The organism is Bacillus sp. TCT6, from assembly GCF_056033845.1.
In genome coordinates, this window is record NZ_JBVYHX010000001.1 from 3,298,568 (window position 1) to 3,313,113 (window position 14,546).

General features: G+C 34.5%; 17 protein-coding genes. 6 read left to right on the plus strand and 11 right to left on the minus strand.

Annotated features, from left to right (window positions below; genetic code table 11):
* Positions 1 to 5: 5 nt before the first annotated feature.
* Together hutH and hutP are read right to left on the minus strand one after the other, a co-directional pair.
* On the minus strand, positions 6 to 1,523 hold the full coding sequence (hutH, locus tag AC0ONG_RS16670; protein ID WP_079245832.1) for a histidine ammonia-lyase: 1,518 nt from the start codon (positions 1,521 to 1,523) through the stop codon (positions 6 to 8).
* A 105-nt stretch (positions 1,524 to 1,628) separates the two neighbouring features.
* Positions 1,629 to 2,069: a hut operon transcriptional regulator HutP gene (hutP, locus tag AC0ONG_RS16675; protein ID WP_016098817.1), complete on the minus strand. Its 441-nt coding sequence runs from the start codon at positions 2,067 to 2,069 to the stop codon at positions 1,629 to 1,631.
* A 194-nt stretch (positions 2,070 to 2,263) separates the two neighbouring features.
* Between hutP and AC0ONG_RS16680 the strand changes: the two genes are divergently transcribed.
* Positions 2,264 to 3,211, plus strand: coding sequence for a class I SAM-dependent methyltransferase (locus tag AC0ONG_RS16680; protein WP_474203619.1), 948 nt, complete (start codon positions 2,264 to 2,266; stop codon positions 3,209 to 3,211).
* Between the two features lie 13 nt (positions 3,212 to 3,224).
* On the opposite strand, the gene AC0ONG_RS16685 is transcribed toward AC0ONG_RS16680, so the two are convergent.
* Together AC0ONG_RS16685 and AC0ONG_RS16690 are read right to left on the minus strand one after the other, a co-directional pair.
* A complete protein-coding gene (locus tag AC0ONG_RS16685) occupies positions 3,225 to 3,797 on the minus strand; it encodes a DJ-1/PfpI family protein (protein WP_000722190.1) in 573 nt (190 codons plus the stop codon).
* Entirely contained in the window at positions 3,794 to 4,372 is a 579-nt protein-coding gene (locus AC0ONG_RS16690) for an AAA family ATPase (RefSeq protein ID WP_000332115.1), read from the minus strand. The genes AC0ONG_RS16685 and AC0ONG_RS16690 overlap by 4 nt, the downstream gene beginning before the upstream one ends.
* A 254-nt stretch (positions 4,373 to 4,626) precedes the next feature.
* Here AC0ONG_RS16690 and AC0ONG_RS16695 point away from each other — a divergent pair, with 254 nt between their 5' ends.
* Together AC0ONG_RS16695 and AC0ONG_RS16700 are read left to right on the plus strand one after the other, a co-directional pair.
* Positions 4,627 to 4,923 (plus strand): hypothetical protein, encoded by a 297-nt coding sequence (locus tag AC0ONG_RS16695; protein ID WP_000262400.1) that lies wholly within the window; start codon positions 4,627 to 4,629, stop codon positions 4,921 to 4,923.
* A gap of 103 nt (positions 4,924 to 5,026) precedes the next feature.
* On the plus strand, positions 5,027 to 5,458 hold the full coding sequence (locus AC0ONG_RS16700) for a DUF2621 domain-containing protein (protein WP_000889371.1): 432 nt from the start codon (positions 5,027 to 5,029) through the stop codon (positions 5,456 to 5,458).
* A gap of 70 nt (positions 5,459 to 5,528) precedes the next feature.
* On the opposite strand, the gene AC0ONG_RS16705 is transcribed toward AC0ONG_RS16700, so the two are convergent.
* The 3 genes from AC0ONG_RS16705 to AC0ONG_RS16715 all read right to left on the minus strand — a co-directional run bounded on the left by AC0ONG_RS16705 (position 5,529) and on the right by AC0ONG_RS16715 (position 6,999).
* On the minus strand, positions 5,529 to 6,035 hold the full coding sequence (locus AC0ONG_RS16705; protein ID WP_001028640.1) for a CcdC family protein: 507 nt from the start codon (positions 6,033 to 6,035) through the stop codon (positions 5,529 to 5,531).
* A 90-nt stretch (positions 6,036 to 6,125) separates the two neighbouring features.
* A complete protein-coding gene (gene ccdA / locus AC0ONG_RS16710) occupies positions 6,126 to 6,833 on the minus strand; it encodes a cytochrome c-type biogenesis protein CcdA (RefSeq protein WP_001152674.1) in 708 nt (235 codons plus the stop codon).
* Positions 6,834 to 6,849: 16 nt separating this feature from the next.
* The gene (locus tag AC0ONG_RS16715; RefSeq protein ID WP_074790237.1) at positions 6,850 to 6,999 is read right to left on the minus strand and encodes a peptidase T; all 150 of its coding nucleotides are present in this window, start codon (positions 6,997 to 6,999) and stop codon (positions 6,850 to 6,852) included.
* Positions 7,000 to 7,321: 322 nt separating this feature from the next.
* Between AC0ONG_RS16715 and AC0ONG_RS16720 the strand changes: the two genes are divergently transcribed.
* Together AC0ONG_RS16720 and AC0ONG_RS16725 are read left to right on the plus strand one after the other, a co-directional pair.
* Positions 7,322 to 8,236 (plus strand): EamA family transporter, encoded by a 915-nt coding sequence (locus AC0ONG_RS16720; RefSeq protein ID WP_000947042.1) that lies wholly within the window; start codon positions 7,322 to 7,324, stop codon positions 8,234 to 8,236.
* A gap of 87 nt (positions 8,237 to 8,323) precedes the next feature.
* On the plus strand, positions 8,324 to 9,469 hold the full coding sequence (locus AC0ONG_RS16725) for a M20 peptidase aminoacylase family protein (protein WP_000253665.1): 1,146 nt from the start codon (positions 8,324 to 8,326) through the stop codon (positions 9,467 to 9,469).
* A 48-nt stretch (positions 9,470 to 9,517) separates the two neighbouring features.
* Here the strand turns inward: AC0ONG_RS16725 and AC0ONG_RS16730 are convergent, their stop codons facing one another.
* From AC0ONG_RS16730 to AC0ONG_RS16745, 4 genes are all read right to left on the minus strand, one after another.
* On the minus strand, positions 9,518 to 10,462 hold the full coding sequence (locus AC0ONG_RS16730; RefSeq protein ID WP_000482759.1) for an ABC transporter permease: 945 nt from the start codon (positions 10,460 to 10,462) through the stop codon (positions 9,518 to 9,520).
* The gene (locus AC0ONG_RS16735; RefSeq protein WP_000180626.1) at positions 10,455 to 11,366 is read right to left on the minus strand and encodes an ABC transporter ATP-binding protein; all 912 of its coding nucleotides are present in this window, start codon (positions 11,364 to 11,366) and stop codon (positions 10,455 to 10,457) included. Before AC0ONG_RS16735 ends, AC0ONG_RS16730 begins: the two co-directional genes overlap by 8 nt.
* 124 nt (positions 11,367 to 11,490) lie before the next feature.
* The gene (locus AC0ONG_RS16740; protein WP_127726081.1) at positions 11,491 to 12,960 is read right to left on the minus strand and encodes an RNA-guided endonuclease InsQ/TnpB family protein; all 1,470 of its coding nucleotides are present in this window, start codon (positions 12,958 to 12,960) and stop codon (positions 11,491 to 11,493) included.
* A 159-nt stretch (positions 12,961 to 13,119) separates the two neighbouring features.
* A complete protein-coding gene (locus AC0ONG_RS16745) occupies positions 13,120 to 13,695 on the minus strand; it encodes an ABC transporter permease (RefSeq protein ID WP_127725910.1) in 576 nt (191 codons plus the stop codon).
* Positions 13,696 to 13,865: 170 nt separating this feature from the next.
* On the opposite strand from AC0ONG_RS16745, the gene AC0ONG_RS16750 reads away from it, so the two are divergent.
* The gene (locus AC0ONG_RS16750; protein ID WP_001220625.1) at positions 13,866 to 14,465 is read left to right on the plus strand and encodes a hypothetical protein; all 600 of its coding nucleotides are present in this window, start codon (positions 13,866 to 13,868) and stop codon (positions 14,463 to 14,465) included.
* The last annotated feature ends 81 nt before the right edge of the window (positions 14,466 to 14,546 follow it).

The following is a 14,546-nucleotide window of genomic DNA, read 5'->3' on the forward strand; positions in this document are numbered from 1 at the left end:
TCATTTTATAGTGCTGCGTTTACATCTAATCTTTCTTTTATCGAATAATTCGTTTTTAACCAATGCGCAATATTTTCAATATCCGTTGAGAATATACGGTCATTTGTAATAGAAGGTACTTGCTGACGACCTTGATGGTAGAAGCTCTTCGTCACTGTACTCATGTTTTCAATACCACGATATTCTGCTGCTTGCATTGCACAAATCATCTCAATTGAAAGAACACGTCTTGCATTTTGAATAATTTGATGTGCATGGCGTGAAGCAATTGTTCCCATACTTACATGATCTTCTTGGTTAGCTGACGACGGGATTGAATCTACACTCGCTGGATGTGCTAACGTTTTATTCTCAGAAACAAGTGATGCTGCTGCATACTGCATAATCATTGCACCAGACTGAAGTCCTGGTTCTGGACTTAAAAATGGAGGTAAATCATTTAATTGCGGATTTACTAAACGCTCAATACGACGCTCCGAAATATTTGCAAGTTCCGCCATTCCTACTTTTAAGAAGTCCATCGCAAACGCAATCGGTTGACCATGGAAATTCCCGCCCGAAATTACTTTTTCTCCGCCATCAAAGATTAGCGGATTATCCGTTGCTGCATTCATTTCAATTTCTAATTTTTCTTTCACATAATTCAAAACTTGCCAAGAAGCACCGTGTACTTGCGGGATACAGCGAAGTGAATAGGCATCCTGTACACGTAGTTCTCCTTGTTTTGTTGTTAACTTACTATCATGAAGAATGTCACGAATTCTGCTTGCTACATCTACTTGCTCTTTATAACCACGTGCTTTATGAACATTTTCATCAAATGCATCAATAATGCCTTGTAACCCTTCAATTGTCATCGAAGCAATTAGTTCAGCTTGATACGCCGTTGCTTCTGCCTCTATATAAGAAAGAACTCCTTGTGCTGTCATCGCCTGCGTACCATTAATTAACGCAAGACCTTCTTTCGCTTCAAGTTCAATTGGCTCAAGCCCTTCTTCTGTAAGAGCAACCATTGCATGAACGCGTTTCCCTTTATAGAACACTTCACCTTCGCCTAATAATACGAGAGCGAGATGAGATAAAGGTGCTAAATCTCCACTTGCACCAAGTGAACCTTGTTGCGGGACAACTGGGTGAATTTTACGATTTACAAACTCAAGAAGCATATTTACAACAAGCGGTCTAACACCAGATACTCCTTTAAGCATCGTGTTCGCTCGTAAAATTAACATACCGCGTGATACTTCTTCAGGGAATGGCTCGCCTATACCGCATGCATGTGACTGAATTAAATTGTGTTGAAGTGCCTTTACATCATCTTTTTGAATAAGCACATCACTGAACTTTCCAAATCCAGTTGTAATACCATAAACGACTTTTCCGTCCTCGACAATTTTCTCAACAACTTCGCGGCACTCCGCCACCTTTTGCATACTAGTTGGACAGGCTGTTACACCTTCCCCTTCAAGTAACAATCTCTTCATTTCTTCAATTGTCAATGTGTGTCCTGTTAACGTAATCATTCTTTTTTTCCTCCTTAAAAAGGCAAAAGGGGACCTTATCTTTTTAAGACAGACTTCTGTCCTAAAAAAGTAAGGCCCCCTTCTAACTAATAGACTATGGGCAAATCATATGTGATTAATTCCTAAACCAATCGCCTCATGCTCAGATCCTTTTACAGGTGCACCAATCGTTCCATATAGCGCAACAGCAACCCATTCGCCTTCTCTTTTTCCGTCGTATGGTCTACCGCGCACAATCGCAAATCGAAGTCCTACTGTACGAAGAACGTCTGCTAACTGAATTTGACCTCTCGTCACTCCGTACAATGCTTCCATAATTGCATGATAAAGTGCATGTGTTTCTCTGTAAACATCTGTTTCAATAACTTGGTTGCTCTTAGCCGCTGTTTCCATTGCTGCTACAACTTTTTGCGAATTCATCGAACCCACTTTCCCCGTACAATACTTCCAACCTTTTGGAATAGATAATACAGGGCTTTCATTCTCATCCGCAAGTGCCAACAACATGGCCATACGACCAATTCGATGTGTTCCTTGAAGAAGCATGTGACTCTCTCATTTCTTTTAATTATTTGAATATTTCTTAATTTAAGAATATATGAAAACGGTTAAATCGTCAATAGTTTAAACTCACATTCAAACATTTTTTTCATCTTCTCCATTTGTGTACACAAATGATTTACACAAATTTTTCAGACATGCTATAGTCTCACTAACAGATGCAAAGGGGCGATATTTCAATGACGAAGCGAAAAGATATTCATTTTCGAATTGAAGAAAAATTACTTGAAAGGTTTGAATCTGCACTTCAATATGAAGGTTTAAAGAAAACCGACGTATTAACACATGTGATTCAGCAATTTTGCACGAAGGTGGAATGTGAAAAAATGAATGATGTAAAACGGCAATATAGCGTCAGTAACAATTTACAAACACGTATCGATACGCATAAACATTACGAAGAAAAACAAGTGAATTTAGATGAAATCGTTATTGAACATTTACAACTTCAAGGGGAAGAAAGCATATTAGAGGTTGGGTGCGCTAGTGGAAAATTCCTTTCCCTTTTACAAACAAATGGTCATAAAGGCCCATTAACCGGGTTGGATCAATCCGAAGCTATGCTTGCTCAAGCTGCTAAGACGAATAACTTAATAGAATGGAAACGAGGGGATGCTAATAAACTTCCTTTTGAAACAAATTGTTATGACCTAATAATTGCAAGACATATGTTATACCATGTGAAAGACGTTGAAACAACAATTCAAGGATTACATAAAGTAATTCGTCCCGGCGGCTCACTTTTAGCTACAACAAATTCTAACGTTACACTACCTCGTATAATTGAAATGTGCAACCGCATGTTAGACGCATTTGATTTACCGAAAACAACATCATCAGTCACTCCATTTTGTTTAGAAAACGGTAAAGAGATATTACAATCCGTTTTTCCAACTGTTGAAGAAACAGTTATTCATAATGCGCTCGTTTTTCATCATGCTACCCCAATAGTAAACTATATTTCTAGCATGTTTCCATCGCTAAATATACCCGATAATATGTATCTTCAAGCCGAGATGAAAGAATGGCTAACAGAAGAAATCAACAAGGAATTATCTCTCCATAACGGTATATGGCGCGATCCAAAAACGTTAGTAATTTATCGGTGTAAAAAAGAAAAAAGCTAGCATTTGCTAGCTTTTACACGTTTTCTCGTAAAAGTTTCTCCATTACTACATTGCCTTTACCACAATAAAAATTTGTATTATGTTCGTCTGCCACTCCAAAATAAGAGGCAATCACTATTCCAAATGCTACAAATGCATGCCCCTGTGCTGTAATAATATTTGAATGTTTCACAACTTCTTCATACACAAAATTTTTTACTGGAAAACAATCGAATTTTTGATAATCTATGGTCGCAGTATAAGAAATCCCCTTAAATAAGCCTGCTTTTGCTAGCGCATACGGTCCAGCGCAAATTGCCGCCACTAATTTTTCTTGTTCATGAAATTGACGAATGATTGAAAAAAGAGTTTTTGCATCTTTTAACTGTACTTCTTCTCCACCTGGAATAAGTATCCCCTCATACTCATCTACACGTACTTCACTTACTTCTATATGCGGCTGCACTTGCAACCCAGTTTCACTTATAACCAATTCCTTAGTTAAACCTACTGTAATGATGTCATATTTCTTTTTCAGCAATGCTGTAGCTACCGTTATTTCAAACTCCGCAAATGTTGGATATACGAATAAAAGTATTTTTTTCATAACGCTTTCTCCTTCAACCATCTCATAAAATATGCCTCTAATTCGTCCACTGTTAATCTATTCGTGTCCAAATAAGTTACAGGAAATTGTCTATACCAATCTTTTTCCGTTTCTACTAATTTAAATTGCTCATCAAATGTACTTCGTTTTCTTGTCCTATCGTTATTTTTTCTATCATATACATTCTTTTTCGTCACATCTAAATAAAAAATAGCATCTGAACGACATTCTCTTAATTTATATAATTCATCTTTCAATCCAGTTTCTATATCCCACTCTTTCCCTATAATCATTGGATAAAAAAGTGTATAAAATTCAATATCTTCAGGTCCACGATCAAAAATAACAACTGAATCTTTCACATTTTGAAACTCCTTTATTTTTACTTCGATAAACATTTTTTGATTTATGATAAACCCTTCTTTTGAATTCACATCCAAATTTAATTGCTTTCGCTTTTCTACAATTGGATAAGGATTTTCATATATAACCGAATATCCTCTCTCTTCTAATCTTTTAGCCAATGTTGTTTTTCCGCTTGCCATCGGCCCTTGCAGTGAAATTACGTATGCCATGCCTCTCATTCCCTTACACTTTAGTACACCTATAATATACAGAAATTTGAAAACTCTCAACATTATATATATCATCTTGTTTCTTATTCTTATCTAACTTATAATGAAAAATAGAGATTATGACGGACGCATCAATAATGTAAGCTTGGAAATCCAAGCTTACATTATTTTTTGCTTTCCCTTTTCTAATAAAAAGAGTATACTAGATTGGAACGTATGTTCTTAATAATTACATACAGTAAGGAGATAGAACAATGGTATACGACACAAAAGCAATTTCTTGGAATGAATCTTTAAAACAACTTCAACGCCGCTATACAAACAAACAAGTTGACCGAAAAGAATTTGAGGATATTGAACTGATGGAATTCTTCCGCGATAACGACTACATTTCTTTACCTACACATATAAGCGGCCTATCAAAAACACGTTTTACTTCTTACTCTATTTTCACAACTGAAGATAAAGATCGTAAAGTTGGCACACTTATTATTGAGTATGTTGAAGACGATAATAATAATTTATGTGTTGAACAACTATACTTCGTTTAAACTATAACGCTTGGTCAAAATGACCAAGCGTTCTTGCTTTCTATTAATCTCACTGTATATAATATGAATAAAAGAAAACCGTAATCATTAAGGGGGGATATGCTTGCTCGAAGGATGGTTCAGTTGGTTCATTGTATTATGGACGGTTATTTTATTAGGACTTATGTCTATCGGTGGATACTTTATGTTCAGAAAATTTTTAAAACGATTACCAAAAGAAGACGGCATGTCCATTTTGGATTGGGAAGAACACTACATAAATAAAACGAGACATTTATGGGCTGACGAACAAAAACAATTGTTAGAAGAGCTTGTAAGTCCTGTTCCAGAACTATTTCGCGATGTTGCAAAATCAAAAATCGCTGGCAAAATTGGGGAACTTGCATTACAAGAAAATGCCTCTCAAATTACACAAGACTTAATTATTAAAGGATATATCATTGCCACACCAAAGCGTGATCATAAATTTTTAATTAAAAAACTACAAGAAAAAAAGATTGATTATTCTAACTATCAATCTTTACTCGCAAAGTAACTTCATATTATTTTCGATAAAAAAGACAGCGCCTTTGACGCTGTCTTTTTATTTGGTACATATACAGTTTTTAAGTTAGCTTCATATCTTTTTCATTATAAAAACCATCTTCTTTTTCCATTTCCTTCTGTAATTTCGTAAAGGAACGATACATTGCAATTCTCCATGACACAATCATCGCAAACGCAAGTAAGAAGAACATGCCACTAAGTTGTCCTAAATCAAGAGATTGGCTTAAGTATGTTTTAAATACAATCCGCACTACAAGTAATCCAATTAATATAAAAACAAAGGCTTTTGAACGCTTCAAATAAATCTCTTGTCCTCTAATTTCAAATTTAGATGTTTTAATAAGAAAAATAGAGAAAATCAAACCGACACCAATTGCTTCTAACATTTCTGCTGGAGTTAATCGAAATTCAGGAAAAACATACATCAATGCGCCCGTACTCATAAAAAATGGTGGAAGTATAATTTTTTTCAATGTTGCAGGTTTCTTAGCTGCTTTTAAACGAATAAACATCGCACCGACAGCCATACAAACAGCAACGATACTGGATAAAACAACTATGTTCATATTTTCTCATCCTTTTTTGTGGCTATATGCAAAATATACTTTCATTATATGCTTTTCCGTTAGTATTTCCAACATTTTCGCAGAATAATACTAAAAACCGGTAAAACCACCAAATAAACTTGAGAAATATACGATAATTTTCGTCATCCAGTTAAAGTATAAGAAGACACCCATAACAATCATAATATATCCTCCGATTTTCATGAAGGCCATACTATTTCTTTTAATCCAAGACATTTTCGTAATAAAGAATGACAGTACGAAAAACGGGATAGCAAATCCAAGTATGTAAGCAATCATGTAAATCATTGCAGATTCTGGGTTTGTTGCTGCTAATCCAATTACGGACACTAGAATTGGTCCGGTACATGGCGTCCATCCTGCTGCAAAGGCTAATCCAATTAGTACTGATCCAAAATAGCCACTTGGACGATTTTTAAATGTAAATTTACGGTCTTGCATTAAAAATTTCGGCTTAAACACCCCGACAATAATTAAGCCGAACACGATGATAAAGATACCACCTAACTGTCTGATTAAATCTTTATAGTCAGTAAAGATTCCTCCAATAAAACTTGTACCAAATCCAATTGCAATAAATATAATTGAAAATCCAAGTAAGAAAAACGCTGTATGTATCATACTTCTTTTGCGAAGCATTGCATTTTCTTCTTTCAATTCAGAAACCGACATACCTGTTATGTACGATAAAAATGCCGGATAAAGCGGTAAGCAACATGGGGAAATAAATGATAAGAACCCGGCGCCAAACGCTAAAAAAATACTAATATCTTGCATCATTCCACTCCTCTCCCTAAATATTGTAACAAAAACACATAAAAATACTATGTACAATTCGTGAAATCACTTTTACAACGTGGCAATAAGAAAAACCACACTTCCCCACAGTTTCTAATAAAACGTTTTCATTTCCTTCTATTATATAGAAAAAACTCAAATGGATTATGAAACTCCTTTAATTGTTATTAACATAACAAAGGTAACATAGTTTCTCAAATAATTAGCACGCTACTAGTACGCCTATTTACATATTGGTTTAAAAAATATTTTTTTCAAATGCTGTCTCTATACAATGCAAAGTTGATTTTATAATACTTCTACTATTAATAATTTCAAGATTATGCATAAATATCATACTTTTATTATTATTCTATAAAATGTCATACTTTTCTTTCATTTGACCCTTTATTTCTAATTTTGTATACTTCCCTCTAGTTATATATTTTCGATACGGAACAACTTCATATAGATGGGAGGAATTTTTCATGCTTCGTTATTCTCTTTTAGTTTTATTAGGAGCGTGTAGTTATGGAATTTTAGCTATTTTTGTTAAGCTTGCATATGCAGAAGGATTTTCACTTGGAGAAGTAATTGGCAGCCAATATTTGTTCGGTTGGATTATTTTGCTTGCTATTACACTTCTATTTTCTAGACATCGCGTTCCTTTAAAGCAAGCATTACTTTTATTCGTTGCAGGTACATCTGCAAGTTTTACCGGAATTTTTTATTATGCTTCATTAAAAACTGTACCAGCTTCTATTGCAATTATTCTTTTATTCCAATTCGTTTGGGTCGGAATTATCATTGAAGCAGTCGCAACAAAAACATTACCTTCAAGAGAAAAAGTTATTTCTGTTATTTTCTTACTTGTAGGGACATTTTTATCCAGTGGTTTACTAGAACAATCAGCAGGTGCTTTCGATACGACTGGAATCATTTTAGGTTTATTATCTGCTGTTACATTCGCAACATACATTTTCGTGAGCGGAAAAGTTGCTGTTGAAGTACCTTCATTACCGCGCGGTGTTCTCTTAATGACTGGTGCTTTAACTTTAGTCATGATTGTATTTCCACCAACATTTATTTTTAATGGTGCCATTTCTCAAGGTCTTTGGAAATACGGTTTAGGATTAGGAACATTTAGTATCGTAATTCCATCTATTGCCTTTACAATCGGGATTCCAAAAATCGGTTCTGGCTTAGCGACTATTCTTGGTGCAGCGGAACTACCGGTTACAACAATTATGTCAGTATTCGTTTTAAAAGAGGCTGTACTATCTTCACAATGGTTCGGTGTATCACTTATTTTAATCGGGATTGCAATCCCGCAAATTGCATACGCAATGCGTGGACGCGGACGTTATCGTAAACATCATACGCATAAAAAAATAGCAGCATGAACGAGAGAGGATTTTCATTTGAAAATCCTCTCTTTTATTGTTGTATACTTATAGTAAAGATTTTGCTGAAGAAAGAAGGCATACTACATGGTATCTATTTCAAATCAACTAAAAGAAAAACTTATTTCCATCCGTCGACATTTACATGAGTATCCAGAACTATCATATGAAGAGTTCGAAACAACAAAAGCAATAAAAAATTGGTTAGAAGAAAAAAACATTACTATCATTGATTCCAATTTAGAAACAGGAATTATCGCTGAAGTGTCTGGTAATAAAAACGGACCAATTGTAGCAGTTCGTGCTGATATTGATGCCCTTCCTATTCAAGAAGAAACACATTTGTCCTATGCATCTAAAGTACCAGGGAAAATGCATGCTTGTGGACACGATTTTCATACAGCTGCTATTTTAGGTACTGCTTTCTTATTAAAAGAAAGAGAATCTTCCCTAAATGGAACGGTTCGCTTCATATTCCAACCAGCTGAAGAAAGTAGTAATGGCGCTTGCAAAGTTATTAATGCTGGACATTTACGTAATGTGCAAGCGATTTTCGGCATGCATAATAAACCTGATTTATCAGTAGGTACAATTGGCATTAAAGATGGTCCACTGATGGCCGGAGTTGATCGATTTGAAATTGAAATTCACGGAGTTGGTACACACGCGGCTGTACCAGATGCTGGCGTAGATCCTATTGTCGCATCCTCTCAAATTGTGATGGCACTGCAAACAATTGTAAGCCGAAATATAAGTTCATCTCATAATGCAGTTGTTAGTGTTACAAATATTCATGCGGGAAATACGTGGAACGTGATTCCTGAAAAAGCTACGTTAGAAGGAACTATTCGCACGTTCCAAGCTGAAACACGTGAAAAGATTCCAGCACTCATGGAGCGTATTATTCAAGGTGTGTCTGATGCATTAGGTGTAAAAACGGAATTCCGTTTTTTTTCAGGTCCTCCTGCTGTTCACAACGATAAAGCTCTTACAGACTTATCTACTCAAGTTGCCACAAAGATGAATCTTAATATCATCTCGCCTAATCCGTCAATGGCTGGAGAAGATTTTTCATTTTACCAACAGGAAATACCAGGTTCATTCGTCTTTATGGGAACGAGCGGTACACATGAATGGCATCATCCTGCTTTTACAATTAATGAAGAGGCACTGCCTATAAGTGCAGAATACTTTGCTTTACTAGCCGAAAGAGCACTTAAACAATTCTCATAAAAAAAAGCCGTTCAAAGTGCATCTCAGCACTCTGAACGGCTTTTCTAATTAAGTTAAATCGCGTTTTAAAAACACAGTATATGAAATACATAAAAATACAAACAAATAAAGTAGTAACATACATGATGCAAACGGGAATGTTACTCCATCAATAAAACTTCCATTCTTTGAAATACTATATAAATCTGTATTTGCTGGCAATAAATATTTCGCCCAGTTATATCTAGTGGCTGCTAATAACGCAATATTGCCTGATAAAGCAAGGAATAGTGAAATACCAATTGCACCTCCACTAGATCTCGTTAACACAGAAATCATAAATGCAAACGATGCATACACAACCGTTGGTAACCACGATAAAACATAATATTTACTTGCTTCTACAAAAATATTTTGTTTTATTATATTTCCATCTTGGAAAATAAACTCACTCCATGCAGGCTGTTGGAATTTATAAATAACAAGTCCACATAAAGCTGAGAAAATCATATTAAATATAAACAATAAAGCTGCAAATATAACGATTGCTAAAAACTTTGCTGTTAAAATTTTAAATCGACTCGCCGGACGGATTGTTAAAAACTTATATGTTCCCCAGCTATATTCATTCGCAAAAATTGTACTTGCATACACGAGGATAAATGGGAGCAAAATTGGAAATACGATAAAACCTGTATCTCTCATGAAAGAAAGTGGGGAACTGCTTGCCGGTGCTGTATCCGTATCTAAATGCTTCATCTTAAGCTGGTATTCTTTTACAAGCTCATCCCCTGATTTTTCTGCTAAAATAGCTTCTTTTTTCATGCCAAGCTTTTTCTCAATTTCTACAGTACGTTCTGTATAATCTACTTTCCATCCTTTTGTTTCCGGTTCAAAATACTTTACCGTAACCCACCCTAATCCGATTATTAATACTGCAATAACCGCAAATGGAATAATCGTTCGCTTCCGCTTAAATATTTTATACAGTTCGTTATATACTAAATTAAACAATATCTTTTCCCCCTGTTAATTCTAAAAATTGCTCTTCTAACGTTTTTCTTTCTTCATATACACGATACACTTGAATGTTTTTCTCAAGCAATGTACGAATAACATTTGGGATTTCTTCATCTTTTACGTTAATAATTAATTCATTATCTTTTACTAAAACATCATGCCCTAACATTTCCGCTGCTTTATTCGCATCATCTACACGTATACGGATCGTCTCCATCTCTTCACTTTGACTATGCTGAATGTTTTGCGTAGCCACATATTCCCCGTGCTGAATAATGATAACTCTGTCACACATTAATTCAACTTCTGAAAGTAAGTGACTCGATACAAGTACAGCTTTTCCTTGTTCATGTGCAATTTTTTTTATGTACATTCTCATTTCATGTATTCCACTAGGGTCTAATCCATTCGTCGGTTCATCTAGTACCAACACATCCGGATCGTGAATAAGCGCCTGAGCGATTCCTAAACGTTGTCTCATGCCAAGTGAATATGCTTTTACTTTACGATTAATTACTTGTCCCATTCCTAACAATTTCACTACTTCATCGATACGTTCTTCGGTCACATTACCATTCATTCGTCCGAAATATGTTAAATTTTCATACCCGCTCAAAAAAGGATAAAATTCGGGTGTCTCAATTACCGCCCCAATTTTCGCAGCGGTTTTTTCAAATTGCTGTTTCACAGATTGACCATCAATCCATACTTCACCTTCTGTCATACGGATCATACCAACCATCATTCTCATTAAAGTCGTTTTTCCAGCACCGTTTGGTCCGAGTAAACCGACAACCTCGCCTTTTTTCACTTCAAAACTAATATTTTGTACAAGTGTCTTTGAGCCAATTCGCTTCGTTAACCGATCGACTTTTACAATTGATTGTTCATTTGTCATTCTATACAACCTTTCCTTCCCATTCTTTGTCAGGTCTTTTCACTGTAACATGATTATTTTTATGTGTAAAATGAACACTCCCCCACTTAGCAAAGCTTGAAGTGGGGGTTTCTAACGTTTCGACCTAACGGACGATTAACGTCAGAGGAGTTAACACATTAGCGAGCTGTTTCACGCCTAACCCCTCTATCCCATTTGTCCATGCATTTGGGATTACTTTTCGTAAAATGTTAGCCGCAGCATTTACATCAGCATTAATTAAAGTTTTATTTGCTGAACGATATATGCCGCGCTCTATTCGTTTTCCTGAAAAAGTTGTATTTTGGTCATTTTCTCCATACGTTGGAATGAAGTCGTTATCCAGAAAACTTGCTTTCGATGTATATGATTCTTCAGTTACAACAACTTGAATGCCTACAGCATTTGCTTTGTATGTAATCATTTGAATCAGTAAATTGTGCGGGATATGACAAAACGATTGGTTATTTCTTTTTCCCATATTCGTTTCTTGTTTCCAACTTTTGTTTTGACCAATAACGATTTTACAAACTTCTTCTTCTTGAGCTAGTTTTACGATATGGTGACTAACTTTATGGAAGACGTCTTTTATTTTCAAGTAACGTTTTTGATGAAGTTTTTCTATCCTTTTAGAAGTAAAAGGTCCTTCATTCGTTTGTTTTCCATTTCTAAGAATGCTTGTAAAATGACTCTTCATTTTGTTGTAATATTGATTTATGCTTTTGACATGTTTGCCCTTAACAAGGACAGGTTTCATACCTGTGTTTGTTACGATGGTTGCAAGGTTATCAATCCCTAAATCAATACTCATATAACGAGCATTCTCTTCAATCATTTGTTGTTCAGAAGGAACATCAATTACCAATTCCACTACATATTCATTGTATTTTGGAATCACACGAACTTGTTTCAGTTTACCTTCAGTGAAACCTAGTTTCCCAATATTTAATTGTAATTTCGTCTTTGGAAACTTTAAAAATCTACCGTTTTTAATGATACAATCTTGGTTTGTATACAGAATCTCTTTTTCAGAAGAACGAATATACTTTGGAATCCTAGGCGTTCCAGCATATTTGTTTGGATTCTTTTTATAGTCTTTTAAACTAGCAAAAAAAGATTTCCAATTTTGGAACAAACCCTTCATGATGGACTGGCTACATTGCGTAGGCAAAGCTCGATAATCATTTTGAATCATAGCCTTAAATAGTGCATCTAGAAAGTTGTAATCTACATAAGGTTTTTCAAAATTAGGTTCTGAAAACAAATTACATGTAATCTCTTTCTGTTCTTCTTTAGGCTTTAATTTCTCTTTTTCCAATTTCTTCCGATAGGCAAGAAGTTGTGTGTCATTCATCTTATCAATATTTTTATGAATATTATCCAGAACTTCTTTTTGCAAAGGGTGCAACTCTTTTTCTTGTGTTAATCCAGTGTACACCTGGCGTATATAAAAGTTTGTGGTGTTATACATATTCTTAGCGTTATGACAACATTCTTGAAAATAAGAATACATACGATGCCCTTTTTTAATCCAAATTTGAAGAGTTTTATAGTTTGATGGATTTTCCTTTGTCATTTTATTCACCTCCTTGTTAAGGATATTATAGCAAAAAAGAACGTACGTTTCTGTTTTTCTTGAAAATAAAATATTTCTTTCGATTCACCTCACCACCTTCATTTACGTTTAGAGGTGGGAGTCCTCTCAAAAGGCATTTCAAGAAAAAGGCATGATTTCTCATGCCTTTTTCTTGAAATGCAACGAATTTTTATCTTGTAAACTTTGAACAAATCGAAAACATTGCACCATCGATAATAGAAGGATAACAATCATAATTATACTCACTACTACTATTGCATATATTGTAATTGGCGCACTATTTACTCCTTGTATCCCTGCGATTTTCATAAAGATAACCGTAAATAATTTCAAAAATAGCATCCCATTAATTAATCCGAAAACAAATGCTGCTCCATAAATGAATAATTGCTCCTGACATAATAAACATAGTACTTCTTTTCTTTTTATATTTTCTGCTACATAAGATGTAAACTCCTCTCTCCTCACTAGCAAAAGGGAGGACATCATTTTATATGTAGTAAAAATACATATGAAAATTAGTACAATAAACAGTGTGTAAAAATACATTTGAAATACAAATGTATCCCCTACTTTCAAAATAGCTCCTTCATTAAATTGTAACGATATCATAAAAAACAAAATCATAGTACTCATAGCAATCCAAATAAATTGCTTCATCCTTTTGGTAGCAAATGTTCTAATATTTTTTCTCGCTAACCGACATAAAGACATAAAATTCTTCCCCTACCTTATTACATACGCATTCTATACTACTAGTGTATAAAAATATGACATTTTAAACATCGCACTACAATCGGAATTTCTTCTAAGTCTTTAGTCCTAGAAAACGAAATGATAAAAAAATCACATTTAGAATATAATTGTAAAAAGGAGGAGATTGCATGCGTATAAAATTACTATCAATCTTGTCTTTATTATTACTCACAAGTTGTAGCCAACTAATAAACAATGAAGTTGCCACTGTTGAGCCATACAAATTAACAAAAGAGCAAGCTTCTATTTTACAAATGACTCCTTTTCAAGAAGGAAATAGCATGTTTTATAACGTTACGCTTAAAAATGATAAAGATGAAATAAATGCTACAATTGATTATTATAACAATGGTAAAAAAACAAAAGAAATTGCTTACATTGCTACCTCACATTTTCTAGAAAAGAAAATAAAACTCTCTTTCATATCGCCATACCCCTACTTTAATGAAGATGTACCAGAAAAAGGGCAATGGTATATTAATATTAATGGTGGTGCAACACTTGTTCCTGAAGAAGCGCCACCAATCGTAAATAGCTCTGCAACTACTACAATCCAATCTATAAAAAATTTAAAATACAATCAAAAAACGATTTTAGCTGCTGTAATCCAAACCAGTAAAGAAACTGTAATCGTTCCTATCATTGATGAAGAAACAGGCATTGATCTACTCTTAAAAGAAAATGAACACGTTTATCTATTTAGTATCGAGCTAAAAAAAGAACAATAAAGCGGAAATGCAACTTAAGTTGCATTTCCGCTTTATTGTTTAATAAGGTGTACTTTTATGGATCTGAATTAAATCCATTTT